At 67.8% G+C, this 24,829-nt stretch carries 27 protein-coding genes; 19 read left to right on the forward strand and 8 right to left on the reverse strand.

Annotated elements, in window-relative coordinates:
* Positions 1 to 36 precede the first annotated feature (36 nt).
* From tal to GGQ80_RS05920, 6 genes are all read left to right on the forward strand, one after another.
* Positions 37 to 1,161 (forward strand): transaldolase, encoded by a 1,125-nt coding sequence (tal, locus tag GGQ80_RS05895; protein WP_183982988.1) that lies wholly within the window; start codon positions 37 to 39, stop codon positions 1,159 to 1,161.
* A gap of 226 nt (positions 1,162 to 1,387) precedes the next feature.
* The gene (gene gnd / locus GGQ80_RS05900) at positions 1,388 to 2,371 is read left to right on the forward strand and encodes a phosphogluconate dehydrogenase (NAD(+)-dependent, decarboxylating) (RefSeq protein WP_183982989.1); all 984 of its coding nucleotides are present in this window, start codon (positions 1,388 to 1,390) and stop codon (positions 2,369 to 2,371) included.
* 148 nt (positions 2,372 to 2,519) lie between these two features.
* On the forward strand, positions 2,520 to 3,338 hold the full coding sequence (locus GGQ80_RS05905; RefSeq protein WP_183982990.1) for a Cof-type HAD-IIB family hydrolase: 819 nt from the start codon (positions 2,520 to 2,522) through the stop codon (positions 3,336 to 3,338).
* Complete coding sequence (locus tag GGQ80_RS05910) at positions 3,335 to 4,081, forward strand: HAD-IIB family hydrolase (RefSeq protein WP_183982991.1); 747 nt, start codon at positions 3,335 to 3,337, stop codon at positions 4,079 to 4,081. The genes GGQ80_RS05905 and GGQ80_RS05910 overlap by 4 nt, the downstream gene beginning before the upstream one ends.
* Before the next feature lie 209 nt (positions 4,082 to 4,290).
* Positions 4,291 to 5,460: an acyl-CoA dehydrogenase family protein gene (locus tag GGQ80_RS05915; RefSeq protein WP_183982992.1), complete on the forward strand. Its 1,170-nt coding sequence runs from the start codon at positions 4,291 to 4,293 to the stop codon at positions 5,458 to 5,460.
* 142 nt (positions 5,461 to 5,602) lie between these two features.
* The gene (locus GGQ80_RS05920; protein ID WP_183982993.1) at positions 5,603 to 7,204 is read left to right on the forward strand and encodes a carboxyl transferase domain-containing protein; all 1,602 of its coding nucleotides are present in this window, start codon (positions 5,603 to 5,605) and stop codon (positions 7,202 to 7,204) included.
* A 17-nt stretch (positions 7,205 to 7,221) separates the two neighbouring features.
* Here the strand turns inward: GGQ80_RS05920 and GGQ80_RS05925 are convergent, their stop codons facing one another.
* Positions 7,222 to 7,650, reverse strand: a complete 429-nt coding sequence (locus GGQ80_RS05925) for an endonuclease domain-containing protein (protein ID WP_183982994.1) — start codon at positions 7,648 to 7,650, stop codon at positions 7,222 to 7,224.
* Positions 7,651 to 7,727: 77 nt separating this feature from the next.
* On the opposite strand from GGQ80_RS05925, the gene GGQ80_RS05930 reads away from it, so the two are divergent.
* The 4 genes from GGQ80_RS05930 (at position 7,728) to GGQ80_RS05945 (ending at position 11,421) form a co-directional block, all read left to right on the forward strand.
* Complete coding sequence (locus GGQ80_RS05930) at positions 7,728 to 8,201, forward strand: nuclear transport factor 2 family protein (protein ID WP_183982995.1); 474 nt, start codon at positions 7,728 to 7,730, stop codon at positions 8,199 to 8,201.
* Between the two features lie 73 nt (positions 8,202 to 8,274).
* Positions 8,275 to 10,128 (forward strand): acetyl/propionyl/methylcrotonyl-CoA carboxylase subunit alpha, encoded by a 1,854-nt coding sequence (locus GGQ80_RS05935; protein ID WP_183982996.1) that lies wholly within the window; start codon positions 8,275 to 8,277, stop codon positions 10,126 to 10,128.
* 109 nt (positions 10,129 to 10,237) lie between these two features.
* Positions 10,238 to 10,678, forward strand: a complete 441-nt coding sequence (locus GGQ80_RS05940) for a hypothetical protein (protein WP_183982997.1) — start codon at positions 10,238 to 10,240, stop codon at positions 10,676 to 10,678.
* Positions 10,678 to 11,421 (forward strand): TorF family putative porin, encoded by a 744-nt coding sequence (locus GGQ80_RS05945; RefSeq protein ID WP_221364219.1) that lies wholly within the window; start codon positions 10,678 to 10,680, stop codon positions 11,419 to 11,421. Before GGQ80_RS05940 ends, GGQ80_RS05945 begins: the two co-directional genes overlap by 1 nt.
* Positions 11,422 to 11,678: 257 nt before the next feature.
* Here the strand turns inward: GGQ80_RS05945 and glnA are convergent, their stop codons facing one another.
* The 6 genes from glnA to aroQ form a co-directional block, all read right to left on the reverse strand.
* Positions 11,679 to 13,091: a type I glutamate--ammonia ligase gene (glnA, locus tag GGQ80_RS05950; protein ID WP_183982998.1), complete on the reverse strand. Its 1,413-nt coding sequence runs from the start codon at positions 13,089 to 13,091 to the stop codon at positions 11,679 to 11,681.
* Between the two features lie 90 nt (positions 13,092 to 13,181).
* Complete coding sequence (locus tag GGQ80_RS05955) at positions 13,182 to 13,520, reverse strand: P-II family nitrogen regulator (protein ID WP_183982999.1); 339 nt, start codon at positions 13,518 to 13,520, stop codon at positions 13,182 to 13,184.
* Between the two features lie 154 nt (positions 13,521 to 13,674).
* On the reverse strand, positions 13,675 to 14,010 hold the full coding sequence (locus tag GGQ80_RS05960) for an ArsC/Spx/MgsR family protein (protein WP_183983000.1): 336 nt from the start codon (positions 14,008 to 14,010) through the stop codon (positions 13,675 to 13,677).
* A 22-nt stretch (positions 14,011 to 14,032) separates the two neighbouring features.
* Positions 14,033 to 15,385, reverse strand: a complete 1,353-nt coding sequence (accC, locus tag GGQ80_RS05965) for an acetyl-CoA carboxylase biotin carboxylase subunit (RefSeq protein WP_183983001.1) — start codon at positions 15,383 to 15,385, stop codon at positions 14,033 to 14,035.
* Between the two features lie 8 nt (positions 15,386 to 15,393).
* On the reverse strand, positions 15,394 to 15,879 hold the full coding sequence (gene accB, locus GGQ80_RS05970) for an acetyl-CoA carboxylase biotin carboxyl carrier protein (protein ID WP_183983002.1): 486 nt from the start codon (positions 15,877 to 15,879) through the stop codon (positions 15,394 to 15,396).
* Between the two features lie 12 nt (positions 15,880 to 15,891).
* Positions 15,892 to 16,326, reverse strand: coding sequence for a type II 3-dehydroquinate dehydratase (gene aroQ, locus GGQ80_RS05975; RefSeq protein WP_183983003.1), 435 nt, complete (start codon positions 16,324 to 16,326; stop codon positions 15,892 to 15,894).
* Positions 16,327 to 16,447: 121 nt separating this feature from the next.
* Here aroQ and thiS point away from each other — a divergent pair, with 121 nt between their 5' ends.
* Together thiS and GGQ80_RS05985 are read left to right on the forward strand one after the other, a co-directional pair.
* The gene (gene thiS, locus GGQ80_RS05980; RefSeq protein ID WP_183983004.1) at positions 16,448 to 17,458 is read left to right on the forward strand and encodes a sulfur carrier protein ThiS; all 1,011 of its coding nucleotides are present in this window, start codon (positions 16,448 to 16,450) and stop codon (positions 17,456 to 17,458) included.
* 91 nt (positions 17,459 to 17,549) lie between these two features.
* Entirely contained in the window at positions 17,550 to 17,732 is a 183-nt protein-coding gene (locus GGQ80_RS05985) for a CsbD family protein (protein WP_183983005.1), read from the forward strand.
* 206 nt (positions 17,733 to 17,938) lie between these two features.
* On the opposite strand, the gene GGQ80_RS05990 is transcribed toward GGQ80_RS05985, so the two are convergent.
* Complete coding sequence (locus GGQ80_RS05990) at positions 17,939 to 19,591, reverse strand: thiamine pyrophosphate-binding protein (protein WP_343050891.1); 1,653 nt, start codon at positions 19,589 to 19,591, stop codon at positions 17,939 to 17,941.
* Positions 19,592 to 19,765: 174 nt separating this feature from the next.
* On the opposite strand from GGQ80_RS05990, the gene GGQ80_RS05995 reads away from it, so the two are divergent.
* The 7 genes from GGQ80_RS05995 (at position 19,766) to GGQ80_RS06025 (ending at position 24,821) form a co-directional block, all read left to right on the forward strand.
* Positions 19,766 to 20,680 carry an SMP-30/gluconolactonase/LRE family protein gene (locus GGQ80_RS05995; protein ID WP_183983007.1) on the forward strand — a complete coding sequence of 305 codons (915 nt, stop codon included), beginning with the start codon at positions 19,766 to 19,768 and terminating at the stop codon, positions 20,678 to 20,680.
* The gene (locus tag GGQ80_RS06000; protein ID WP_183983008.1) at positions 20,677 to 21,336 is read left to right on the forward strand and encodes an HAD-IA family hydrolase; all 660 of its coding nucleotides are present in this window, start codon (positions 20,677 to 20,679) and stop codon (positions 21,334 to 21,336) included. Before GGQ80_RS05995 ends, GGQ80_RS06000 begins: the two co-directional genes overlap by 4 nt.
* 177 nt (positions 21,337 to 21,513) lie before the next feature.
* Positions 21,514 to 22,221 (forward strand): CoA transferase subunit A, encoded by a 708-nt coding sequence (locus GGQ80_RS06005; protein ID WP_183983009.1) that lies wholly within the window; start codon positions 21,514 to 21,516, stop codon positions 22,219 to 22,221.
* Positions 22,221 to 22,787: a hypothetical protein gene (locus tag GGQ80_RS06010; protein ID WP_183983010.1), complete on the forward strand. Its 567-nt coding sequence runs from the start codon at positions 22,221 to 22,223 to the stop codon at positions 22,785 to 22,787. Before GGQ80_RS06005 ends, GGQ80_RS06010 begins: the two co-directional genes overlap by 1 nt.
* Entirely contained in the window at positions 22,787 to 23,863 is a 1,077-nt protein-coding gene (locus GGQ80_RS06015) for a 5'-nucleotidase, lipoprotein e(P4) family (RefSeq protein ID WP_246346906.1), read from the forward strand. The genes GGQ80_RS06010 and GGQ80_RS06015 overlap by 1 nt, the downstream gene beginning before the upstream one ends.
* Positions 23,860 to 24,180, forward strand: a complete 321-nt coding sequence (locus GGQ80_RS18595; protein ID WP_183983011.1) for a DUF5076 domain-containing protein — start codon at positions 23,860 to 23,862, stop codon at positions 24,178 to 24,180. Before GGQ80_RS06015 ends, GGQ80_RS18595 begins: the two co-directional genes overlap by 4 nt.
* Positions 24,180 to 24,821 (forward strand): 3-oxoacid CoA-transferase subunit B, encoded by a 642-nt coding sequence (locus tag GGQ80_RS06025; protein WP_183983012.1) that lies wholly within the window; start codon positions 24,180 to 24,182, stop codon positions 24,819 to 24,821. The genes GGQ80_RS18595 and GGQ80_RS06025 overlap by 1 nt, the downstream gene beginning before the upstream one ends.
* Positions 24,822 to 24,829: the final 8 nt, after the last annotated feature.

Genomic DNA, 24,829 nt, shown 5'->3' on the forward strand with positions numbered 1-24,829 from the left:
CCGGACGACGAACTGCGATCGATTGGAGACGTGACGGTGAGCAAGCTCAAGGAATTGGAAGCCAGGGGCACCGCGCCGTGGCTGGACTTCGTCGATCGCAAGTTCCTCGAAGAGGGCGGGCTGAAGAAGCTGATCGAGGAGGACGGGCTGACCGGCGTCACGTCGAACCCGACGATCTTCGAAAAGGCGATGGGCCACGGCACCGCCTATGACGGCACCCTCGCCGAATTCGACAAGGCGAATCCCGACGCGGCCACGATCGACCGCTACGAGGCGCTGGCGGTGCAGGACATCAAGGCCGCGGCGGAGACGCTGCGCCCGGTGTACGACCGGATGGAGGCCAAGGACGGTTACGTCAGCCTGGAAGTGTCGCCGTACATCGCCGACGACACCGATGCGACGATCCACGAGGCGCAGAAGCTGTGGAAGATGGTCGATCGTCCCAACCTGATGATCAAGATCCCCGGCACGCTTGCCGGCGGTCCCGCCATTTCCGCGACGATCGCGGCGGGGATCAATGTCAACGTCACGCTGCTGTTCGCGGTCGAGGCCTATCAGCGCGTCGCCGAGGCCTATGCGACGGGCCTCGAGGAGCGCGTTCGTCAGGGGCAGCCGATCGACCGGATCGCCAGCGTCGCCAGCTTCTTCATCAGCCGTATCGATTCGGCGGTCGACAAGCTGATCGACGAGAAGCTGAAGGCCGGCGACGGCGACGCCGAGGCGCTGAACGCGATCCGCGGCAAGGTCGCGATCGCCAACGCCAAGATGGCGTACCAGTGGTTCCTCGACTTCGAGAAGTCCGACCGCTGGCAGGCGCTGGCCGCCAAGGGCGCGCAGCCGCAGCGACTGCTATGGGCGTCGACGGGGACGAAGGATCCGTCCTACCCGGACACGCTCTACGTCGACACGCTGATCGGCCGCGACACGGTGAACACCATGCCGCCCAAGACGATGGACGCGTTCCGCGACCACGGCACCGTCGCCGACACGCTGGAGACGGACATCGACGACGCCCGCCGCGTGCTGGCGGAGGCCGAGCGGCTGGGGATCGACCTGAAGGCGATCACCGACACGCTGGTCGAAGAAGGCGTCGCGTCCTTCGCCAAGTCGTTCGACGACCTGCTCGGCGCGATCCAGCAGAAGCAGCCGGCGGCGGCGTGATAGGTGAGGGGCGGGGACACACCTCGCCCCATGCCATCCGTCACCCGTCATCCCCCATCCGTCACCCTGAACTTGCTTCAGGGTCTCCTCGGGGCGCACGCACCGCCCGCCACGAGGAGATGCTGAAACAAGTTCAGCATGACGGTGTCAGGGGTGAGGGCGGCGATCTGAAACCACTTCGCCCTGACGAGTGTTAACCCGGCTCCGGGACAATCAAGGACATCACATGAAGATCGGGATGATCGGGCTCGGCCGGATGGGCGGCAACATGGCGCGGCGGCTGATGCGCGGCGGGCACCAGATCGTGGCCTATGATCGCGACGCCGATGCGGTGGCGAAGCTGGTCGCCGACGGTGCCGAGGGCGCGGTCTCGCTCGACGAGGCGCGCGGCAAGCTCGATAGCCCTGCGATCTGGTGGGTCATGCTGCCCGCTGGCGACATCACCGAGCAGACGATCGACGCCATCGCAGGGAAGGCGAACGACGGCGACATCATCATCGACGGCGGCAACAGCTTCTACAAGGACGACATCCGCCGCGCGAAGAAGCTGGCGGAGCAGGGGCTGCACTATGTCGATGTCGGCACTTCCGGCGGTGTCTGGGGGCTGGAGCGCGGCTATTGCATGATGATCGGCGGCGACGACGCGACGCTCGAGCTGCTCGACCCGATCTTCGACACGCTTGCGCCGGGCACCGGCGACATTCCCCGCACCCCGAACCGCGCCGACGGCGTCGCCGACAAGCGCGCGGAGAAGGGCTATATCTTCGCCGGGCCGCCAGGTGCCGGTCACTTCGTGAAGATGGTTCACAACGGCATCGAATACGGCCTGATGCAGGCCTATGCAGAAGGCTTCGACGTGCTGAAGGGCAAGGCGTCGGACAAGCTGCCCGAGGACCAGCGCTTCGAGCTGAACCTGACCGACATCGCTGAGGTGTGGCGGCGTGGCAGCGTCATCTCGTCGTGGCTGCTCGACCTGTCGGCGAGCGCGCTGGCGAAGGACGGTCATCTCAGCCAGTTCTCGGGCCATGTCGCCGATTCGGGCGAAGGCCGCTGGACGATCGACGCGGCGATGGAAGAGGCGGTGCCGATCAACGTGCTCGCAGCGTCGCTGTTCGCCCGCTACCGCAGCCGCGTCGACACGACCTTCGGCGACAAGATGCTGAGCGCGATGCGCTACGGCTTCGGCGGCCACGTCGAGATCCCGCAGTGACGTTCAGCGTCAATCCTCCCCCGCCAGGGGGAGGTGGCGCCGAAGGCGACGGAGGGGGAGGATTCCCGACCTCGGTGCTCGCTTACCTCCCCCTCCGTCACGCTCCGCGTGCCACCTCCCCCTGGCGGGGGAGGATTGAGAGACTCGCATGACCCCCATCCGCCTGGTCGTCTCCGACGTCGACGGCACCCTCGTCGACAAGCAGAAGCAGGTCACGCCCGCCACCGCCGACGCCGTCCGGCGGCTAGAGGCGGCAGGTGTCGGCTTCACGATCATCTCGGCGCGACCGCGTTCGGGGATGATGCCGATCGCCGACCTGCTGGCGATCGACGGGCCAATGGGCGCGTTCAACGGCGGCATCATCTTCCACCGCGACGGCACCGTCGACGAACATCACACCGTCGACGAGGAGGTGACGCGCGGCGTCTTCGCCCTGGCAGAAGGGCTGGCGGTCGACACCTGGGTGTTCGCGGACGACAAATGGTATGCCTCGACCGACCAGGGCGTACATGTGGAGCATGAGCGGCTGGCATCGAACCAGGCGCCGATCGTCACGACCGACTTCGCCGCGCTGATCGATCATGCGGACAAGGTCACCTTCGTCAGCGACGACGCGCCGCTGCTCGCCGACCTCCACGCGAAGGCCGCGGCGCAGTTCGGCGAGCGCGCGACGATCGTCCAGTCGCAGACCTATTATCTCGACGTGACCGCGACCGCCGGCAACAAGGGCGCCGGCATCACCGCGCTCGCCGCCGCCGCCGATGTCCCGCTCGGCGCCGTCGCGGCGTTGGGCGACCAGTTCAACGACGTCGCCATGCTTCAGCTGGCCGGCCTGTCGATCGCGATGGGCAATGCGCCCGACGGCGTGAAGCACGTCGCGACCCATGTGACCGCGGGCAACGACGCCGACGGCGTCGCGCAGGCAATCGACACCATCATTCTACCCCGCATTGGAGCACCGCAGTGAAGCAACTCGTCGCCTTCGACCTCGACGGAACCCTGGCCGAGAGCAAGCAGCCGCTCAAGGAGCCGATGGGCGAGGCGCTGGCCGACCTGCTCGGCGTCGCGCATGTCGCGGTCATCTCGGGCGGCGACTGGCCGCAGTTCGACAAGCAGGTCGCCAGCCGCCTGCCCGAGCGCGCCGATCGGTCGAAGCTGTGGCTGATGCCGACGACCGGGACGAAGCTCTACACCTATCGCGACGGCAAGTGGCAGACGGTCTATGCCGAGCTTTTCAGCGACGACGAGAAGAAGGCGATCATCGACGCCTTCAACGCCTCGCTGGAAGCGACCGGCTTCAAGCCCGAGCAGACCTGGGGCGAGCGGATCGAGGATCGCGGCAGCCAGATCACCTTCTCCGCGCTCGGCCAGGAAGCGCCGCTCGAAGCGAAGGAGCATTGGGATCCCAAGTTCGAGAAGCGCAAGGTGATCCAGGCCGACCTCAAGCAGCGGCTGCCCGACCTTTCGATCAACATGGGCGGTGCGACCTCGATCGACATCACCCGCAAGGGCGTCGACAAGGCATACGGCCTGAAGAAGCTGCGCGACGAGAGCGGCATCCCGCTCGATGCGATGATGTTCATCGGCGACGCGATCTTCCCCGGCGGCAACGACTATCCCGCGAAGGAGCTGGGGCTGGACACGGTCAAGGTCCGCGATCCCGAAGAGACGATCAACGTCATCAGCGCCATCGTCGCCTGCCAGAAGTAAGCTTCGCCTCCGTCATCCCCGCGAAGGCGGGGATCCAGACTGGCTGACGGTTCGGCAAAAGCACGGCGCGTCGTGATGATGGATCCCCGCCTGCGCGGGGATGACGGAAGGGCATATAAGCCGGACCCCTCCGGCACATAGTAACATCCGCCACCAGTCTTGGCCTTTCCGTCCCGCATGCTAGAGCGGGGGCAAATACGGAGAGGCCTGTGACACCCGATTTCGACTTCGGTCTCGGCGAGACCGCGGAGATGATCCGCGACACGACGCGGCGCTTCGCCGCCGACAGGATCGAACCCCTGGCGAAGCGCATCGACGCCGAGGACTGGTTCCCCCGCGACGAACTGTGGCCGGCGATGGGCGAGCTGGGCCTCCACGGCATCACCGTCGAAGAGGAGTGGGGCGGCCTGGGCCTCGGCTATCTCGAGCATGTCATCGCGTGCGAGGAGGTCAGCCGCGCCTCGGCGTCGATCGGCCTCAGCTATGGGGCGCATTCGAACCTCTGCGTCAACCAGATCCGCCGCTGGGGCAGTGACGAGCAGAAGGCGAAGTATCTGCCCAAGCTCGTGTCGGGCGAGCATGTCGGCAGCCTGGCGATGTCGGAGGCGAGCGCTGGGTCCGACGTCGTCTCGATGAAGCTCAAGGCGCGCGAGACCGACTCCGGCTATGTCCTCGACGGCACGAAGTTCTGGATCACCAACGCCGCCTATGCCGACACGCTGGTCGTCTATGCCAAGACCGGCGAGGGCAGCCGCGGCATCACCGCGTTCCTGATCGAGAAAGACATGCCCGGCTTCTCGATCGGGCAGAAGATCGACAAGATGGGGATGCGCGGCTCGCCGACCGCCGAACTCGTGTTCGACGGCTGCGAGGTGCCGGCCGAGAACGTCATGGGGCCGATCGGCGGCGGCGTCGGCGTGCTGATGAGCGGCCTCGATTACGAACGCGCGGTGCTGGCCGGCATCCAGCTCGGCATCATGCAGGCGTGCCTTGACGTCGTCGTCCCCTATGTCCGCGAGCGCCAGCAATTCGGCACGGCGATCGGCCATTTCCAGCTGATGCAGGCGAAGATCGCCGACATGTACGTCGCGCTCAATTCGGCGCGCGCCTATGTCTATGCCGTCGCCAAAAGCTGCGACGCGGGCAAGACGACGCGGTTCGACGCGGCGGGCGCGATCCTGCTCGCGAGCGAGAATGCGGTGAAGGTCGCGCTCGAGGCGGTGCAGGCGCTGGGCGGTGCGGGCTATACCAAGGACTGGCCGGTCGAACGCTTCATGCGCGACGCCAAGCTGCTCGATATCGGCGCCGGCACCAACGAGATCCGCCGCATGCTGATCGGCCGCGAGCTGATCGGTGCACCGCAGAAGGTGGCGCAGTGAGCCCCGAATGCCTCCCCTCCCTGCAAGGGAGGGGCCGGGGGTGGGTGGCGGCCGGGTGCTACGGCAACCGCAGCCCCGCCGCCTTGCGTATCGCCATGACAAACCCACCCCCAACCCTTCCCTTGCAGGGAGGGGAGCAGATATGACCGCCCCCATCATCGACTCCCGCATCGCCACCGATGGCGACGCCTTCCGCACCACCGCCGCACACAACCGCGCGCTGGCGGAGCGCCTCCGCGCCGACGTCGCCAAGGTAGCCCTCGGCGGCAACGCCAGGTCGCGCGAGCGGCACACCAGCCGCGGCAAGCTGCTCCCCCGCGACCGGGTCGAACAGCTGCTCGACCCCGGCAGCCCGTTCCTGGAGATCGGCCAGCTTGCCGCGGGCGGCCTCTACGACGACGAGGTCCCCGGCGCCGGCATGATCGCCGGCATCGGCCGCGTCGCCGGGCGGCAGGTGATGATCGTTTGCAACGACGCGACGGTGAAGGGTGGGACCTACTACCCGCTGACCGTCAAGAAGCATCTGCGCGCGCAGGAGATCGCGCAGGAGAACCGGCTGCCGTGCATCTACCTCGTCGACAGCGGCGGCGCCAACCTGCCGCACCAGGCGGAGGTATTCCCCGACCGCGATCACTTCGGCCGCATCTTCTTCAACCAGGCGCAGATGTCCTCGCTCGGCATCCCGCAGATCGCCTGCGTGATGGGCAGCTGCACCGCAGGCGGCGCCTATGTCCCCGCCATGTCCGACGAGACGGTGATCGTGCGCGGGCAGGGGACGATCTTCCTCGCCGGCCCGCCGCTGGTGAAGGCGGCGACGGGCGAGGTCATCAGCGCTGAGGAACTGGGCGGCGCCGAGACTCACGGCCGTCGCTCGGGCGTGGTCGATCATGTCGCGGAGGACGACGATCATGCGCTGACGATCGTTCGCGACATCGTCTCGACCCTGCCGCCGCAGACCGCGCCCGACGTCAACCTCGCGCCCGTCCGCGCGCCGAAATATGATCCCGCCGAGCTGTACGGCCTGATTCCCGAGGATGTCCGCGCGCCCTATGACGTGCATGAGGTGATCGCGCGCATCGTCGACGGGTCCGAATTCCACGAATTCAAGTCGCTCTATGGCGCGTCGCTGGTGTGCGGCTTCGCGCACATCCATGGCATGCCGGTCGCGATCCTGGCCAACAACGGCGTGTTGTTCAGCGAGAGCGCGCAAAAGGGCGCGCACTTCATCGAACTCGCCTGCCAGCGGCGTATCCCATTGTTGTTCCTGCAGAACATCAGCGGCTTCATGGTCGGTGGCCGCTACGAGGCGGAAGGCATCGCCAAGCATGGCGCGAAGCTCGTCACCGCGGTCGCCACCGCCAGCGTGCCCAAGGTCACGGTGCTGATCGGCGGCAGCTTCGGCGCCGGCAACTACGGCATGGCCGGCCGCGCCTATAGCCCCCGCTTCCTCTTCACCTGGCCCAATAGCCGGATCAGCGTGATGGGCGGCGAACAGGCGGCGAGCGTGCTCGCGACGGTGCACCGCGATGCCGACAGCTGGACGCCCGACGAGGCCGAGGCCTTCAAGTCACCGATCCGTGCGAAGTATGAGGACGAAGGCAACCCCTGGCACGCGACCGCGCGCCTGTGGGACGACGGCATCATCGATCCCGCGCAGACCCGCGACGTCCTTGGCCTCGCCTTCGCCGCTTGCCTCAACGCCCCGATCCCGGAGCAACCCCGCTTCGGCGTGTTCCGGATGTGATGGGGGAGACGCGGCCCTCAATCCTCCCCGAGCTTGTCTCGGGGAGGGGGACCATGCGCAGCATGGTGAAGGGGCAGGCCCATGCTCGCGATCGCAAGGATGCCGGTAAGAACCGCATCCAGGTCGTGCAAAATCTCGCGAGCCGGGATTCGCAATGTCTCGATGCCATGCTGACGCAATATCGCGTCGCGCCGAGCATCACGATCGGGTCGATCGCCGCGGTCATGCGCCTCACCATCCACCTCAATCGCGAGCCGCGCATCGTTGCAATAGAAGTCGATCGCGAGCTCCGCGCCGAGCGGATGTTGTCGCCTGAACTTGAGATCACCGGGTCGCTTGCGCAACGCCGACCACAGCAGCACCTCTGGCAGCGACATCGTCCGGCGCTGTCCCCGCGCCGTCTGCACCGCCTTGCCGCTCGGCTTTGGCCCTACCGCCTTGCGCATCGCCCTCGCCCCTCCACCATGCTTCGCATGGTCCCCCTCCCCGAGACAAGCTCGGGGAGGATTTGTCGGAGCCACCCATGATCCTCCTCTCCCTCCTCCTGCAAATCACCCCCGTCGCCCCGATCGAGAAGGGCACAGGCCTGCCGCCGCCCGCCGCCGACGAGGCGCAGGTGCTCGCGCCGATCGAGGCGATGTTCGCCGGCCTCACCGCGCGCGATCCCGCCGCGATCCTGGCGCAGGTCCGCCCCGACGGCAGCGCCACCGTCGCGATCCAGCGCGCCGACGGCAGCCGCGCCATCCGCCGCCAGTCCTGGGCCGACTTTGCCGCCGGGGTGAAGCCGGGGCCGGAGCGTTATGTCGAACGGTTGATTGGCCCCGCGGTCGAGATCGACGGCGATATCGCGATGGTCTGGGCGCCCTATGACTTTACCGTCGATGGCAAGGTCCACCATTGCGGCACCGACCATTTCGACCTCGTCCGCGAAAACGCCCGCTGGCGCGTCCTCAACGTCACCTGGACCCAGCGGTCAACGGGTTGCGAGGCGCGCTGATCGTCGCGCTCCACATCCAGCCAACCCCAACCTTCGTCTCAACATTTCCACCATTCGCGGATCGAAACGCCCCATGATCGCCTCTCTCCTGATCGCCAATCGCGGCGAGATCGCCTGTCGGATCATCCGTACCGCGCGATCGATGGGTATCCACACCGTCGCGGTCTATTCCGATGCCGATGCGCAGTCGCTCCACGTGCGCGAGGCGGACGATGCAGTGAACATCGGCCCGGCGGCTGCACGCGAGAGCTATCTGGTCGGCGAGCGAATCATCGCCGCGGCGAAGGCCAGCGGGGCGGAGGCGATCCATCCGGGCTATGGCTTCCTCAGCGAGAATGCCGACTTCGCGCAGGACGTCGCCGATGCCGGGCTGGTCTGGGTCGGCCCGAAGCCCGACAGCATCCGCGCGATGGGGCTGAAAGATGCCGCCAAGGCGCGCATGATCGATGCGGGCGTGCCGGTGACGCCGGGCTATCTTGGCGAGGACCAGACGCCGGAACGGTTGAAGGCGGAGGCCGATGCGATCGGCTATCCCGTCCTCATCAAGGCGGTCGCCGGTGGCGGCGGCAAGGGGATGCGCCAGGTCGAGGCAGGCGACCAATTCCTCGACGCGCTGCAATCCTGCCGGCGCGAGGCGGCGTCGTCGTTCGGCGACGATCGCGTGCTGATCGAGAAGTACATCGCCTCGCCGCGGCATATTGAGGTGCAGGTGTTCGGCGATGCCCATGGCAACGTCGTCCACCTTTTCGAACGCGATTGCTCGCTCCAGCGCCGCCATCAGAAGGTGATCGAGGAAGCGCCGGCGCCGGGCATGGACGCGGCCACCCGCGCCTCGGTGTGCGAGGCGGCGGTGCGCGCCGCGAAGGCGGTCGATTACGTCGGCGCGGGGACGATCGAGTTCATCGCCGATGCCAGCGAAGGGCTTCGCGCCGACCGCATCTGGTTCATGGAAATGAATACCCGGCTCCAGGTCGAGCATCCGGTGACCGAGGCGATCACGGGCCAGGACCTGGTCGAATGGCAGCTGCGCGTCGCCAGCGGCGAGCCCCTGCCGCTGACCCAGGACCAGCTGGCGATCGATGGCCATGCGATCGAGGCGCGGCTCTATGCCGAGGATCCCGCCAAGGGCTTCCTGCCGTCGATCGGGACGCTCGAGGCGTTCGAGCTGGGCGAGGGTGTCCGCGTCGACACCGGTGTCGAGCAGGGTTCGGTGATCTCGCCCTATTACGACCCGATGATCGCCAAGCTGATCGCACACGGGCCGACGCGCGAGGCGGCACGCGAGGCGCTGGCCGATGCGCTCGACGATAGCGTGGTGTGGCCGGTGCGCACCAACGCCGGCTTCCTGGTCGAGGCGCTCGACCATCCGGCGTTCGTGGCGGGCGACGTCGATACCGGGCTGATCGCGCGCGAGGGCGAGGGGCTGATGCCGGCCGCGCATCCCAGCGACGACGCGCTGGCGGAGGCGGCGGCGGTGCTGGTGGGCGAGGGGGCCTTCGCCGGCTTCCGTCTCAACGCGGCGCCGCGGGTGGCGGGACGCTTCCTGCTCGATGGCGAGACGATCGAGATCGATTTCGCCGAGGCGCTGGCCGACATCGCGGCGCCCGAGGTGACGCTGGAGTCGGTCCTCATCAGCGAGGGCGGCCAGACGTGGCTGCTCACGCCCTGGCGTGCGACCGGCGTCGCGCAGGGTGGTGCGGCGGATGGCGCGGTCCTGTCGCCGATGCCCGGGCGGATCATCGCGGTCGACGTGGCTGCGGGGCAGCAGGTCGCCAAGGGGCAGAAGCTGGTCACGCTCGAGGCGATGAAGATGGAGCACAGCCTGGTCGCGCCGTTCGACGGCACCGTCGCAGAGCTGCGCGCCGAGGCGGGCGGGCAGGTGACCGAGGGGACATTGCTCGTCAGCGTCGAGCGCGCCGAGAGTTAGTGTCGTTTGTTACAAATTCTTGCGCAGGGTGGCCTCGCGTGAACGGGGAGGGTGCTCGGCCGTTGATCCGACACGGCGCGACAGAGACGCCGAACCGTTGGAGAAGCACATGAGTTCCCTCATCATCGCCGCGCTGATGCTCGGCACGCCGATCGTCCACGAACACCTGACCGAGCTCGATCATCGCGGTCACCGGGTTGCGGTGACTTATCGAGCGTCGCACGACATCGATCATCGCCAGGTCGGCAGCGTTTCGCCGGCGGGTCGGGCGGTTGCCGGTGGGCTGCGCTGCCACTGGACCGCGAAGACCGTGGCGACGCGCCAGGCGGTGAGCGGCGCGGGCCATGTCGTCAGCCGGACCATGGTGCACGATGCGGCGCTGACCGGCAGTCGCGCCGGCTGGTGCGACGGCCATCGCGAGGCGATCGCTGCCGAAGTGGCCGAGCGCGCCGGCCCCGCCGCGCGCGCGCATCTCGCCGAACTGGCCGAGCGCGACCGGGCGACGCTGGTGGCCGACCTCGACGCGGCGCATAGCGCGGCAGGCGGCTGATGCGCCGTGCCGCGCCGGTGATGGTGGCCCTGTCCTTCGTCGGGGCCGCGGCGCCGGCGGTCGCGCAGATGTCGGTCGATGGCCGGGTCGAGGTGACAACCGACGACCGGCGGCGCGGCATCAGCTGGAGCGACGGCAAGCCGACAGCGGCGGCCGGGCTGACACTTGGGCTGCCGGCCGGCTTCGACATCGGTGCCCGGGTCAGCGGCACGCGTGGCGACCCGCGGCATGGTGACTCTGACGTGGTGATCGATCCGACCCTCGGCTATCGCCGCGAGCTGGGCGGCGGTTTTCGCGTCGACGCTTTTGCCCAAGGCCACATCTTTGCGGGTGGGGCCGGCGGACTCAGCTATGGCGAGGGCGGCGTCGATGTCGGTTTCCTGCTCGGCCCGGCGGAGCTGATCGGCGAGGCGCGCTATGCGCCCGACCAGGCAGCGATCGGCGGGGACAATCTGTATCTCGGGGCGCGGACGCGCGTCGGCGTGCCGGCGACTCCCTTTACGGTGACCGCCAGCATCGGTCGGTCGTCAGGCTCGGTCGACGACCCGATCCGCGCGGCGCGGCTGCGGCCCGATGGACGCTATGCGAATTGGTCGCTTGGGGTGGAGCGGGTGACCGGGCCAATCACTTTAACGGTGGAATACACCGGGACCGATATCGGTGACGCCGTGTCGGTGTCGCCCTTCGCCAATCGGCGGGATTCGGGTGACCGGCTCGCCGCTCGGGCGGCGTTTTCGTTTTAGGATACGATGCGTCCGGTTGTCGTCCGCTTGGGCTTTAGGATGCTTCCCGCCCGGGGGGAGGGGGGCCGGGTTCTCGCTGCGGTACCATTGGTCGCCCAGCAAAGAAGAAGGGCGCCTGGATTGCTCCGGGCGCCCTCTTCCTTAATCGGCCGGGCCGGCGAAGCCGTCCCGTGACGTCGAACCTCGCCTGGCGGCGAGGCCGGCCGACAGCGGCTGTGCCGTCGACTACGCGGCGGCAACGGTCCGCGTCGCGGACCTCAGCCGCTGTAGTACATGTCGTACTCGACGGGGCTCGGAGTCATCTCCCAACGGGCGACCTCGGCGCGCTTGATCTCGACGAACGCCTCGATCTGGTCCTTCGAGAACACGTCGCCCTTCAGCAGGAAGTCGTGATCCGCCTCGAGGCAATCGAGCGCCTCGCGCAGCGAGCCGGCGACGGTCGGCACCTGGGCGAGCTCTGCCGGCGGCAGGTCGTACAAATTCTTGTCCATCGCCTCGCCCGGATGGATCTTGTTCTGGATGCCGTCCATGCCCGCCATCATCAGCGCCGCATAGGCGAGATACGGATTGGCGAGCGCGTCGGGGAAGCGCACTTCGACGCGCTTCGACTTGGGGCCGGTGCCATAGGGAATGCGGCACGATGCCGAACGGTTGCGCGCCGAATAGGCGAGCAGCACCGGCGCCTCGTAACCCGGCACCAGCCGCTTGTAGCTGTTGGTCGACGGGTTGGTGAAGGCGTTCACGGCCTTGGCATGCTTGATGATGCCGCCTATGAAATAGAGACACATGTCCGACAGGCCGGCATAGCCCTCGCCCGCGAACAGCGGCGTCTTGCCGTTCCAGATCGAGAAGTGGGTGTGCATGCCCGAGCCGTTATCTTCCTTGATCGGCTTGGGCATGAACGTCGCCGTCTTGCCATAGGCGTGCGCGACCTGATGGACGACATACTTGTAGATCTGCATGCGATCGGCGGTGGTGGTCAGCGTGCCGAAGGTCAGGCCCAGCTCGTGCTGCGCGGCCGCCACCTCGTGGTGGTGCTTGTCGCAGGGCAGGCCCATCTCGATCATCGTCGAGACCATCTCGCCGCGGATGTCGACCGCCGAGTCGACCGGCGCGACGGGGAAGTAGCCGCCCTTCGCGCGCGGACGGTGCGCCATGTTGCCGCCCTCATATTCGCGGCCCGAATTACCCGGCAGCTCGACGTCGTCGATCTTGTAGTAGCTCGTCGAGTAGCTGTTCTCGAAACGGACGTCGTCGAACATGAAGAACTCGGCCTCGGGACCGACATAGACGGTGTCGCCGACACCCGTGGTCTTCAGATACGCCTCGGCGCGCTTCGCGGTCGAGCGCGGATCGCGGGCATACAGCTCGCCGGTCGACGGCTCGACGATGTCGCAGAACACGATCAGCATCGGCGTCGCCGAGAAGGGATCGACATAGACCGCATCGAGGTCGGGCTTCAGCGTCATGTCCGACTCGTTGATCGCCTTCCAGCCCTCGATCGAGCTGCCGTCGAACATCAGGCCATCGGTGAACTCGTCCTCGCCGAGTAGCGAGGCGACCATGGTGAGGTGCTGCCACTTGCCCTTGGGATCGGTGAAGCGGAGGTCGACCCACTCGATCTCCTCTTCCTTGATGCGCTTCAGGATGTCGTGAGCCGAAGTTGCCATGTCTCGTTCCTTGTGGCGGCCGCGGGTGTGCCCGGACCTTTCGTCGTTATGATATCCCGACCCTGCGGCCGGATCGTGCGGAGTGGAGCGTCAGATCGCCGCGTCGTCGCGTTCGCCGGTGCGGATGCGCAGCGCCGATTCGACGGGGATGACGAAGATCTTGCCGTCGCCGATCCGGCCGGTCTGCGCGGCGGCGGCGATCGCCTCCACCACGCGTTCGGCCAGCGAGTCCTCGACGACGACTTCGAGCTTCACCTTGGGCAGGAAGTCGACGACATATTCGGCACCCCGATACAGCTCGGTATGGCCCTTCTGTCGCCCGAAGCCCTTGGCCTCGGTCACGGTGATTCCGCTGACGCCGATCTCGTGCAGCGCCTCTTTCACCTCATCCAGCTTGAACGGCTTGATGATGGCTTCGACCTTCTTCACCGGCTGTATTCCCCGCTCATCGATGACCCTCGCCCCACGGGCGCCTTGCACCAAACGTGCCACCTGCCGCTCCGAGAGGCAATGGCCGATGCGGCCGGTAAACGTGCCGTTAAAACGGGCACTCGGAGCGTCGATGCCTCATCGAGCGGCATCGTCACAGGATCTCCAGCACCCGTTCCGGCGGGCGGCACAGGCGGACGCCGCGATCGGTTTCGATCAGCGGGCGTTGAATGATGATCGGGTTGACCTCCATCGCGTGGAGAATCGTCTCGTCGTCGGCGTCGCGCAGAGCCTGCGCGTCCGGCTCGGTCAGGCGCAGGCCGTCGCGGGGAGCAATGCCGGCGACGGCGTAGAGACGCGACAGTTCGTCCGCCGTCGGCGGCGTCTTCAGATACTCGACGACCGTGACGTCGACGCCGCGCGCCTGCAGCAGCGCGAGCGTGTTGCGCGACGTGCCGCAGCGGGGATTATGCCAGATCGTCGCCTTCACCACCGCCGCTCCATCGTTGCCGTCACGCGCCCTGGCGGGCGAGCCATTCTTCCAGCCACTTGATCGTGTAATCGCCCTGCTGGAACTCGGGATCGTCGAGCAGCGCCTGATGGAGTGGAATGGTGGTCTTCATCCCCTCGATCACGAACTCCTCGAGCGCCCGGCGCAGGCGGCGCAGCGCACCCTGGCGGGTGGTGCCGTAGACGATCAGCTTGGCGATCATCGAGTCGTAATAGGGTGGCACCTTGTACCCGGCATACAGCCCCGAATCGACGCGGACATGCATGCCGCCCGGCGCGTGATATTGCTTCACCAGCCCCGGCGAGGGCGCGAAGGTGCGCGGATCCTCAGCGTTGATGCGGCATTCGATGGCGTGGCCGCGGAATTGGATCTGGTCCTGGGTGAAGGTGAGGGAATGCCCCTCCGCCACCCGGATCTGCTCGCGGACGAGATCGAGGCCGGTGATCATCTCGGTCACCGGATGCTCGACCTGGAGCCGGGTGTTCATCTCGATGAAGTAGAACTCGCCGGCCTCCCACAGGAACTCGATCGTACCGGCGCCGCGATAGCCCATGTCGGCCATCGCCTTGGCGACGACACCGCCCATCCGCGCGCGTTCCCCGGCCGTGATGATCGGCGAAGGCGCTTCCTCGAGCACTTTCTGGTGGCGGCGCTGGAGCGAGCAGTCGCGTTCGCCCAGATGGATGGCGTTGCCCTCGCCGTCGCCGAACACCTGGAATTCGATGTGGCGCGGATTGCCGAGGTATTTTTCGAGATAGACCGTGGCATCGCCGAACGCGGCCTTCGCCTCGGTGCCCGCCTGCTGCATCAGCGTTTCGAGCTGGTCCTCGGACTGGCATACCTTCATGCCGCGACCGCCGCCGCCCGACGCCGCCTTGATGATGACCGGATAGCCGATCTCGGCGGCGAGCGTCTTCGCCTCGGCGACGTCGTGGATTGCGCCGTCGGAGCCGGGGACGAGCGGCAGACCGAGCGCGCCGGCGGTGCGCTTGGCCTCCACCTTGTCGCCCATCGTGCGGATATGCTCGGGCTTCGGCCCGACGAAGATCAGGTTATGGAGCTCGACGATCTCGGCGAAGCGCGCGTTCTCGCTCAGGAAACCATAGCCCGGATGGATGGCGTCGGCGCCCGAGATTTCGGCCGCCGAGATGATGTTGGGGATGTTGAGATAGCTTTCGGCCGCAGCCGGCGGCCCGATGCAGATCGCCTCGTCGGCGAGGCGGACGTGCATCGCGTCGGCATCGGCGGTCGAATGGACCGCCACCGTCTTGATGCCCATCTCGTGGCAGGCACGGTGGATGCGCAGCGCGATTTCGCCGCGGTTGGCGATCAGCAGTTTCTTGATCGGACGCATGGCGATGGTCAGTCGACCACGACGAGCGGCTGGTCGAATTCGACCGGCTGGCCGTTCTCGATCATGATCGCGGTGACGGTGCCGGCCGACGGCGCCGTGATCGGGTTCATCACCTTCATCGCCTCGACGATCAGCAGCGTGTCGCCTGCGGCGACGCGCTGGCCGACCGCGATGAAGGGCTTGGCGCCCGGCTCGGCGGAGAGATAGGCGGTGCCGACCATCGGCGAGCGCACCGCGCTGGCGGAAGACGCGGCGTCGCTGACGACCGGCGCTTCGGCGGCGGGGGCCGTCGCTGCCGGCGCCGATACCGGCGGCGCGGCGTGATAGACCGGCGCCGGCGCGGCGGCCGGCGCGGCCTTGCGCGCGACGCGGATCTTCCGGTCGCCCTCTTCCACCTCGACCTCGGTCAGGTTGGTGGCGTCGAGCAGTTCGGCGAGCTGGCGGACGAGATCGACATCGACCTGCATCGCACCCGTCTTAGGCATATCTGTCATGCTCGGCTCCTGTCAGATGCGTGCCGCGGCTTCAAGCGCCAGCAGATACGAAAGCGCACCAAAGCCCGCGATCGTGCCCTTCGCCGCCTGGCCGATGAGGCTGACATGGCGAAAGGATTCGCGGGCGTGGGGGTTGGAGAGGTGAACCTCGATCACCGGCGTGGTCACCGCCTTGATCGCATCGTGAACCGCAACCGAGGTGTGGGTGAAGCCGCCGGCATTCAGCAGTACCGCCTTCGCCGACCGTGCCTGCGCCTCGTGCAGCCAGTCGACGAGATGACCCTCGTGGTTCGACTGGCGCATGTCGATCTCCAGCCCCAGCTTGCGCGCGCGATCCTCAAGCTGACCGGCGATGTCGTCGAGCGTGTCATGGCCGTAGATGTGCGGTTCGCGCAGCCCCAGCAGGTTCAGGTTGGGGCCGTTGAGGACGAAGACGGTGTCGGGCATCGCACGGCTTTCGGTTGCGGGGGCGGTTGGGCACGCCTAGATCGCGGGCATCCTTACCCGCTGGTGTCTCGCGAAGTCGAGACGCGTGAACCGGCGGGCGATCCGGGTGGGAACAGCAGACATGCCGCACAGCGACGATACCGTCACCATCACCGTCAACGGCGAGCACAAGCGCGTGCCCGCCGGCCTGTCCTTGCGCGATCTTGCCGAGCAGATGGGCCTGGTGCCCGAGAAGGTGGCGGTCGAGCGCAACCTGGAGGTGGTGCCGCGCTCGACGCTGGGCGAGGTGATGGTCGAGGACGGCGACGAGCTGGAGATCGTCCACTTCGTCGGCGGCGGCGACCATGTCGCGGCGGTGGCGGACGAGGACAGCTGGACCGTCGCGGGCCGGACGTTCCAGTCGCGGCTGATCGTCGGGACCGGCAAGTACAAGGACTTCGCGCAGAACGCCGCGGCGGTCGAGGCGTCGGGGGCGGAGATCGTCACGGTTGCGGTGCGGCGCGTCAACGTCAGCGATCCCAAGGCGCCGATGCTGACCGACTTCATCGATCCCAAGCGCTTCACCTATCTGCCCAATACCGCGGGTTGCTTCACCGGCGACGAGGCGATCCGCACGCTGCGGCTGGCGCGCGAGGCGGGGGGCTGGGACCTCGTCAAGCTGGAGGTGCTGGGCGAGGCGAAGACGCTGTATCCCGACATGGTCGAGACGCTGCGGGCAACGGAGATTTTGGCCAAGGAGGGCTTCCTGCCGATGGTCTATTGCGTCGACGATCCGATCGCGGCGAAGCGGCTGGAGGATGCCGGCGCGGTGGCGATCATGCCGCTGGGCGCGCCGATCGGTTCCGGGCTCGGCATCCAGAACAGGGTCACCATCCGGCTGATCGTCGAAGGGGCGAGCGTGCCGGTGCTGGTCGATGCCGGCGTCGGCACGGCATCGGACGCCGCGCTGGCGATGGAGCTGGGTTGCGACGGGGTGCTGATGAACACCGCGATCGCCGAGGCCAAGGACCCGGTGATGATGGCCGCCGCGATGCGTGCCGCGATCGAGAGCGGGCGGCTGGCGTACCGTGCCGGGCGGATGGGCAAGCGGCGCTATGCCGATCCATCCTCGCCGCTGGCGGGGCTGATCTGAGGCGGAACATCGTTCCGCTTTCGTCGTTGGTCCATGGCAGATTCAAGCGGCCCGGAAAGCGGCGCCGCAGTCTCGCGAGTGGAGATGTATCATGGGCGAGCTGACCGACAAGATCAAAGGCAACGTCAACGAGGCGATCGGCAAGGTGAAGGAGTCAATCGGCGAGCATCAGGGCAACGAGAAGCTCGCGGCCGAAGGCGAAGCGCAGCAGGCCAAGGGCAAGGGCGAGCAGATGAAGGGCTCGGTCAAGGGCGCGCTTGGCGACGACATTTGATCGTTTCCCACCGATAGAGAGATAGGGCCGTCCGGGCGACCGGGCGGCCCTTTTTTTTGTTTGTGGCGTGCGGCGGGGTTCGAAACCAACTCGCTCCCCTCCCTGGAAGGGAGGGGCTGGGGGCGGGTCTTCGACGCAAGCGCTGTGCTCGGCGAGGCTCCTGACCCACCCCCGACCCCTCCCTTTCAGGGAGGGGAGGCGTATGGTCAGCGCGGACGGTTCTGAATGGCGGTGAGGGTGGTGCCGTTGGTGATCGCCTCGATATCGGTCTTCAGGTGGAGGAGGCGGATGCCGCGTCGTGCCCGTGCGCGGGCGAGGGCGGGGGCGAAGTGTTCCGTTTTTTCGACCGTTTCCGCCCAGCAGCCATAGGCGCTCGCCAACTTCGCGAAGTCTGGGTTGGCCAGTTGCGTGCCGGCGACGCGGCCTGGGAATTCGCGCTCCTGGTGCATGCGGATCGTGCCGTACCAGCCGTTGTCGATCACGAGCACCAGCAGGTTCGCACCCGTCGCGACGGCCGTCGCCAATTCCTGCCCGTTCATCAGGAAGCAGCCGTCGCCCGCGAGCGCGGCCACGGTCTTCTCGGGCTTGCGCAGCGCGGCGGCGATGGCGGCGGGGAGGCCGTAGCCCATCGCCCCGGCGGTCGGTGCCAGCTGGGTGCCGGGGCCGCAATAATGCCAGTAACGGTGCCACCAGCCCGAATAATTGCCAGCGCCATTGCAGATGATCGTGTCGGCAGGCAGCGCGTCGCGCATCGCCGCGACGCACGGCCCCAGGTCCATCGCGACGTCGCCGCGCGGCGCGGGCGTCGACCAGGCCTGCCATTCGGCGTGCGCCTCGGCACCATGGGGGTGCGCGGGGCCGTCGAGCGACATCAAGGCTTCCGCGAATTCGGCCATGCCGGCGCAGATCGACAGGTCGGCGCGATAGCTGCGGTTGAGTTCGTTCGGGTCGGGGTGGACGTGGATGAGCCGCTGGTCGGGATGGTCGGGCGTCACCAGCGTATAGCCATCGGTCGTCGCTTCACCCAGGCGGGGGCCGATCACGAGCAGCAGGTCCGCCGCCTTGATCCGCTCGACCAGCTTGGGGTTCGGACCATAGCCGAGATTGCCGGCGTAGGCGGGGCAGTCGTTGGGCACCGCATCCTGCCGTCGGAAGGCGGCGGCGAGCGGCACGCGGGTGCGATCGGCCCAGGCGGCGATATCCTGCGAGGCGACCAGGTCCCAGCCGGCGCCGCCGACGATCGCCACCGGGCGCTCCGCGGTGGCGAGGAGGTCGCCGAGACGCTGCATGACGTCGGGGTCGACGCCCTGCGCCGGGCGATCGATCCGCGGCCGGTCGATCGCCTCGACGGTATCGAGCAGCATGTCTTCGGGGAGCGCCAGCACGACCGGGCCGGGGCGGCCGGAGACGGCGGTGGCGTAGGCACGGGCGACATATTCGGGGATGCGACGAGCGTCGTCGATGCGCGCGGCCCATTTGGCGATCGGCGCGAACATCGCCTGGAAATCGATTTCCTGGAACGCCTCGCGGTCGCGCGTGCCGCGATCGATGTCGCCGACGAACAGGATCATCGGCTGCGAATCCTGCATCGCCACATGGACCCCGATCGAGGCGTTGGTCGCGCCCGGGCCGCGGGTGACGAAGGCGACGCCGGGGCGATGCGTCAGCGTGCCGTCGGCACAGGCCATGAAGGCGGCGCCGCCCTCCTGCCGGCAGACGACGAGATCGATCTGCGGCGTGTCGTGAAGCGCGTCCAGCACCGCGAGGAAGCTTTCGCCCGGCACGGTGAAGATCCGATCGCAGCCCTGGGCGATCAGATTGTCCACGAGGATTCGGCCGCCGGTGCGGGTCTCGGTCACGTCTCGTCTCTCCCAAAGGTAACGAAGGTAAGTACCCGTATATGGACGGTCTCGTTCGTTCCGTTCCATGTGATTCGGGTGCGCCGAACCATTGCCGATCGGTCGGCTGTAGGACAGACTCCTCGGGATAAATCCTCCCCACTGGCGGGCGAGAACCAGATAAAGGAGAGGTCGATGGTGGAGTGGACGACGGTCGCGAGCGGGCTGCGCTTTCCCGAGGGCCCAGTGGCGATGGCCGACGGCAGCGTCGTGCTGGTCGAGATCGCGGCGGGCAGGATCACGCGGATCTTGCCAGATGGCTCGACCGAAACCGTCGCCGAGCCGGGCGGCGGCCCGAACGGGCTGGCGATGGGGCCGGACGGGATGCTCTATTGCTGCAACAACGGCGGGTTCAACTGGCGCGATGCGAGCGGACTGCTGGTGCCGCACGGGCAGGCGGACGATTACAGCGGCGGGCAGATCGAGCGGATCGATCCGCGCACCGGCGCGGTCGAGGTGCTGTATCGCGACGGCGATTTCGGATGTTCGCTGAAGGGCCCCAACGACATCGTCTTCGATCGGCATGGCGGCTTCTGGTTCACCGACCATGGCAAGACGCGGCCGCGCGAGCGCGACGTGACCGGTATCTTCTACGCGCATGCGGACGGCGGCCTGTTGAAGGAAGTCGTCTTCCCGAGCGAGAACCCCAACGGCATCGGCCTGTCGCCCGACGGCGCGACGCTCTACGCGGCGGAAACCTATACCTGCCGGCTGATGGCGTTTCGCGTGACCGGGCCGGGCGAGGTCGACCAGACCGCGGGGCTGGGTGGCGCCGGCATCCCGCTGTACCGGCCGGCGGGATACAAATTCTTCGATTCACTCGGCGTCGAGGAGGGCGGCAACATCTGCGTCGCCACCATCGGCGAGAGCGGGATCAGCGTCGTGTCGCCGGCGGGCGAGCTGGTCGAATTCGTCGCGACCGACGATCCCTTCACGACCAACATCTGCTGGGGCGGCGCGGATCGGCGTACCGCCTATGTGACCTGCTCGGGCACGGGGCGGCTGGTGAGTACGCGCTGGTCGCGACCGGGGCTGGAGCTGGTGTCTTGAACGAGCGAACGGCGGTCTTGTTCGACTTCGGCGGGGTCATCACGACCTCGCCGTTCGAGGCGTTCGCGCGGCTGGAGGCGGAGCGGGGGCTGCCGGCGGGGCTGATCCGGCGGATTAACGCTACCGACCCCGACGGCAACGCCTGGGCCCTGTTCGAGCGCGCCGAGATCGATGCGGCGGCGTTCGACACTCGCTTTGCCGAGGAGGCGCGCGCGCTGGGCCATGCGTTACGCGGCGAGGACGTGCTGGCGGTGCTGGTCGGCGACATCCGGCCGGGAATGGTGCGCGCGCTCGACCGGCTGGTGGCGCTGAGGTTTCGGATCGGCTGCATCACCAACAACGTGCCGAGCGGCGACGGGCCGGGGATGGCACGCGACCCCGCGAAGGCGGCGCTCCTCGCCGACGTGCTGGCGCGGTTCGAGGTGGTGGTGGAGAGCAGCGTCGAGGGCGTCCGCAAGCCCGATCCCCTGATCTATGCGATCGCGTGCGAGCGGTTGGGGGTGGCACCGGAGACGTGCGTGTTCCTCGATGACCTCGGGGTCAACTGCAAGGGTGCGGCGGGGCTGGGGATGGCCGCGATCAAGGTAACGGGCGAGCGCCAGGCGCTGGGTGAGTTGGAGCAGGTGTTGGGGATGGAGAGTGGTTCACTGTCGTAATTCCTCCCCGAGCTCGCTCGGGGAGGGGGACCATGCCACCGGCATGGTGGAGGGGCAGACACAAGCGACGCGGCCTGCCTCTGCCCCTCCACCACCGCCTTCGGCGGCGGTCCCCCTCCCCCAGCAAGCTGGGGGAGGACTTGGCGGCGTCGCTCACCCCCGCTATCCACCCCCGCCATGAACAAGCTCTATCCCGATGCGGCGGCGGCGCTCGATGGCCTGCTGCGTGATGGCATGACGATCTGCGCCGGCGGCTTCGGCCTGTGTGGGATCCCCGAGCGGCTGATCGACGCGATCCAGGCGGCGGGGACGAAGGATCTGACGATCGCCAGCAACAATGCGGGGATCGACAACGAAGGGCTCGGCAAGCTGCTGCGCTCGCGCCAGGTGAAGAAGATGATCTCGTCCTACGTCGGCGAAAACAAGGAGTTCGAGCGCCAGTATCTGTCGGGCGAGCTGGAGGTCGAGTTCTGCCCGCAGGGCACGCTCGCCGAGCGGTGCCGCGCGGGCGGGGCAGGAATTCCGGGCTTCTACACCAAGACCGGCGTCGGCACGCAGGTTGCCGAGGGCAAGGAAGTGAAGGTGTTCGACGGCGAGGAATATATCCTCGAGCGCGGTATCCGCGCCGACCTGTCGATCATCAAGGGCTGGAAGGCCGACGAGAGCGGCAACCTGATCTTCCGCAAGACCGCGCGCAACTTCAACCAACCGATGGCGACCGCGGGGCGGGTCTGCGTCGCCGAGGTCGAGGAAGTGGTGCCGGTCGGGAGCCTCGATCCCGACTGCATCCATCTGCCGGGCATCTATGTGAAGCGGATGATCGTCGGCGCGCCGTACGCCAAGAAGATCGAGTTCCGCACGACGCGCGAGCGGGTGAGCGCGTGATGATGTTCGCAGCGGCGTTGGCGTTCGCCGCGCCGATGGCGGTTCCGCTTCAGCAACCGCCGGCCGCGAGCGACATCTCCGACGCCAGCATCGCCGCCGTCGCGATGCCCGAGGCGCAGCTTCGCGCCTTCCTGGCGCGGACGCTGTTCACCACGCAGAGCGTGCCCCAGTCCTTCTATGCGCTCGGCATGCAGAAGGGTTGTGCCGCGCTGAGGCCCGCGTTCGAGTCCGCGGTCAGTCAGACGCTGCCGCAATGGCGGGCCAATATCGTAGCGGCCTATCGCTCCGCCGTACCGGCGCCGGTGTTGCGAAGCGCGATCGGCCAGACCGCCGAGCAGCGGCAGACGACGCTGGCGCCCTATCTCGGGGCGATCGGCACGAGCATGCAATCGGCGAGCGAGCCCCTGTTGCGCGCCGCGGCCGAGCGGGTGACGGCAGCGATGACGACGGCCGCCGCCGGGATCGACATGGCCACGATCGATGGGGCCACCCGCATGGCCGAGCTGCGGCAGGCGCAGGCAGACGGGTCGTTGACGTGCGGCGTCGTGACCACGGGACAGCACTGATGCGCGTCGCTCGGATCGCGATGCTGGCGGCGGCGGGCGGGCTGCTGTCGAGCTGCGTGGCGCTGGCGGTGCCGGTCGTGGCGGGGGCGGCGATCGGGGGGAAGCAGGTTGCGGGGCGGAGTGGCGACGACGGTCGCACGCTGACGCGGCGCGAGCGCAAGGCCGAGCGCAAGCGGCTGGAGGCGCAGGCGCGCAACACGCCGGTGCCGCAGGGCAGCTTCACGATTTTGCCGCAGGGCTCGACCCTGCCGGCGCCGGGTGCGCCGGTTGTGGTTCAGGCAGTGCCGGGGTCGGCGGCGCCTGCGGGGATGCAATATCTCTATGGCTCGGGCGAGGCGGCGGCGCTCGACGTCCAGGGCTATCGTGCGCTGCGCAATCACCTGTCGGCCGAGGCGCGGCTGCGTGACCTGAAGATCGAACCCAATTCGGTGGTTCTCGCGGAGGGCGCGACGCTGGCCGCGCCGCGCTTCGTGCCGTGCGGTACGAAGAAGCTGGCGATGGTGCTCGACATCGACGAAACCGTGCTGCTCAACCTTGGCTACGAAGCCGATGAGGCGGGGCGCGGGGGCGGCTATGACGAGGCGCGCTGGCGGCGCTGGGAGCTGACCGGGGCTGGGCAGGTGCGTGCCGTGCCGGGCGCGAAGCAGGCGATCGACGCGGCGCGGGCGGCGGGGATCGCGGTGGTGTTCAACTCGAACCGGTCGGAGGCGAGCGCGGCGGCGACCGCCGATGCGCTGAAGCGCGCGGGGCTGGGCGAGGCAGTGCCGGGCGAGACGCTGTGGCTGCGCACCGACGGCCAGGGCAGCGGCAAGGACGCGCGGCGCTGGCGGATCGCGGAGCGCTATTGCGTGGTCGCGCTGGTCGGCGACCAGCTGGGCGATTTCAGCGACCTGTTCAATACCGGCGCGCTCGCGGCGTCGCCGGCGGCGCGGCGGTCGGCGGCGCTGGCCGATCCGATCGCGGATGAATGGGGCGCGGGGTGGTTCATGCTGCCCAACCCGGTCTACGGCACTGCGCTGAAGGGCAGCGTCGACGAGGTGTTCCCGCCGGCGGTCCGCTGGAGCCCCAATCCGTGAACGGCATCAAGAAGCCGCGTCCCGGCGCGATCCGTATCCCTGCGAATGCGCCGCTGACGAAGCAATCGGCGGAAGTGATGCGGGTGTGGGTGACGCACCAGGCAGGGTCGACGGTGTTCATCGATGCCGGGCTGCTCGCCGATCCGCATATGTTCGGGCATCTGATCGCCGATACCGTCCGTCACGCGGCCAAGGCCTATGCCGGCACCAACGACATGGCCGAGGACGCGGCGCTGCAGCGGATCGTCGACGGGCTGGGCGAGGAGCTGCGCGAGCAATTCAATTCCATCACTCCGATGCAAGGATCGACCAACTAATGGCCTGGGATCGCAACCAGATGGCCGCGCGCGCCGCCAAGGAACTGCGCGACGGATATTATGTGAACCTCGGCATCGGCATCCCGACGCTGGTGGCGAACAACATCCCCGCCGGCATGACGGTGACGCTGCAGAGCGAGAACGGCATGCTCGGCATCGGGCCGTTCCCCTATGACGACGAGGTCGATCCCGACCTGATCAACGCCGGCAAGCAGACGATCAGCGAGTTGCCGCAGTCGGTGTATTTCGGCAGCGAGCAGAGCTTCGCGATGATCCGCGGTGGCCACATCGACCTGACCGTGCTGGGCGCGATGGAGGTCGCGGAGAATGGCGACATCGCCAACTGGATGATCCCCGGCAAGATGATCAAGGGGATGGGCGGCGCGATGGACCTGGTCGCCGGCGTCAAGAAGATCATCGTGGTGATGGAGCACACCAGCAAGAACGGCGACCCGAAGTTCCTGAAGAGCTGCTCGCTGCCGCTGACGGGCAAGAACGTCGTCGACATGGTCGTCACCGACCTGGCGGTGTTCCAGCGGCCCGATCACGAGTCGCCGTTCCGGCTGATCGAGCTGGCGCCCGGCGTGACCGCGGACGAGGTCGCGGCGAAGACGACGGCGGCTTACGAGGTCGCGCTCTAGGTATCGGA

The sequence above is a fragment of the Sphingomonas jinjuensis genome (assembly GCF_014197105.1).
Lineage (GTDB): Bacteria > Pseudomonadota > Alphaproteobacteria > Sphingomonadales > Sphingomonadaceae > Sphingomonas > Sphingomonas jinjuensis.

Bases quoted from the DNA above. Each gene is read 5' to 3' on its own strand.
- gnd (WP_183982989.1), top strand. From the start codon at position 1,388: ATGAAGATCGGGATGATCGGGCTCGGCCGGATGGGCGGCAACATGGCG.
- GGQ80_RS05905 (WP_183982990.1), top strand. From the start codon at position 2,520: ATGACCCCCATCCGCCTGGTCGTCTCCGACGTCGACGGCACCCTCGTC.
- GGQ80_RS05920 (WP_183982993.1), top strand. From the start codon at position 5,603: ATGACCGCCCCCATCATCGACTCCCGCATCGCCACCGATGGCGACGCC.
- GGQ80_RS05925 (WP_183982994.1), bottom strand. From the start codon at position 7,650: ATGCGCAAGGCGGTAGGGCCAAAGCCGAGCGGCAAGGCGGTGCAGACG.
- GGQ80_RS05930 (WP_183982995.1), top strand. From the start codon at position 7,728: ATGATCCTCCTCTCCCTCCTCCTGCAAATCACCCCCGTCGCCCCGATC.
- GGQ80_RS05935 (WP_183982996.1), top strand. From the start codon at position 8,275: ATGATCGCCTCTCTCCTGATCGCCAATCGCGGCGAGATCGCCTGTCGG.
- GGQ80_RS05940 (WP_183982997.1), top strand. From the start codon at position 10,238: ATGAGTTCCCTCATCATCGCCGCGCTGATGCTCGGCACGCCGATCGTC.
- GGQ80_RS05945 (WP_221364219.1), top strand. From the start codon at position 10,678: ATGCGCCGTGCCGCGCCGGTGATGGTGGCCCTGTCCTTCGTCGGGGCC.
- glnA (WP_183982998.1), bottom strand. From the start codon at position 13,091: ATGGCAACTTCGGCTCACGACATCCTGAAGCGCATCAAGGAAGAGGAG.
- accC (WP_183983001.1), bottom strand. From the start codon at position 15,385: ATGCGTCCGATCAAGAAACTGCTGATCGCCAACCGCGGCGAAATCGCG.
- accB (WP_183983002.1), bottom strand. From the start codon at position 15,879: ATGACAGATATGCCTAAGACGGGTGCGATGCAGGTCGATGTCGATCTC.
- aroQ (WP_183983003.1), bottom strand. From the start codon at position 16,326: ATGCCCGACACCGTCTTCGTCCTCAACGGCCCCAACCTGAACCTGCTG.
- thiS (WP_183983004.1), top strand. From the start codon at position 16,448: ATGCCGCACAGCGACGATACCGTCACCATCACCGTCAACGGCGAGCAC.
- GGQ80_RS05985 (WP_183983005.1), top strand. From the start codon at position 17,550: ATGGGCGAGCTGACCGACAAGATCAAAGGCAACGTCAACGAGGCGATC.
- GGQ80_RS05995 (WP_183983007.1), top strand. From the start codon at position 19,766: ATGGTGGAGTGGACGACGGTCGCGAGCGGGCTGCGCTTTCCCGAGGGC.
- GGQ80_RS06005 (WP_183983009.1), top strand. From the start codon at position 21,514: ATGAACAAGCTCTATCCCGATGCGGCGGCGGCGCTCGATGGCCTGCTG.
- GGQ80_RS06010 (WP_183983010.1), top strand. From the start codon at position 22,221: ATGATGTTCGCAGCGGCGTTGGCGTTCGCCGCGCCGATGGCGGTTCCG.
- GGQ80_RS06015 (WP_246346906.1), top strand. From the start codon at position 22,787: ATGCGCGTCGCTCGGATCGCGATGCTGGCGGCGGCGGGCGGGCTGCTG.
- GGQ80_RS06025 (WP_183983012.1), top strand. From the start codon at position 24,180: ATGGCCTGGGATCGCAACCAGATGGCCGCGCGCGCCGCCAAGGAACTG.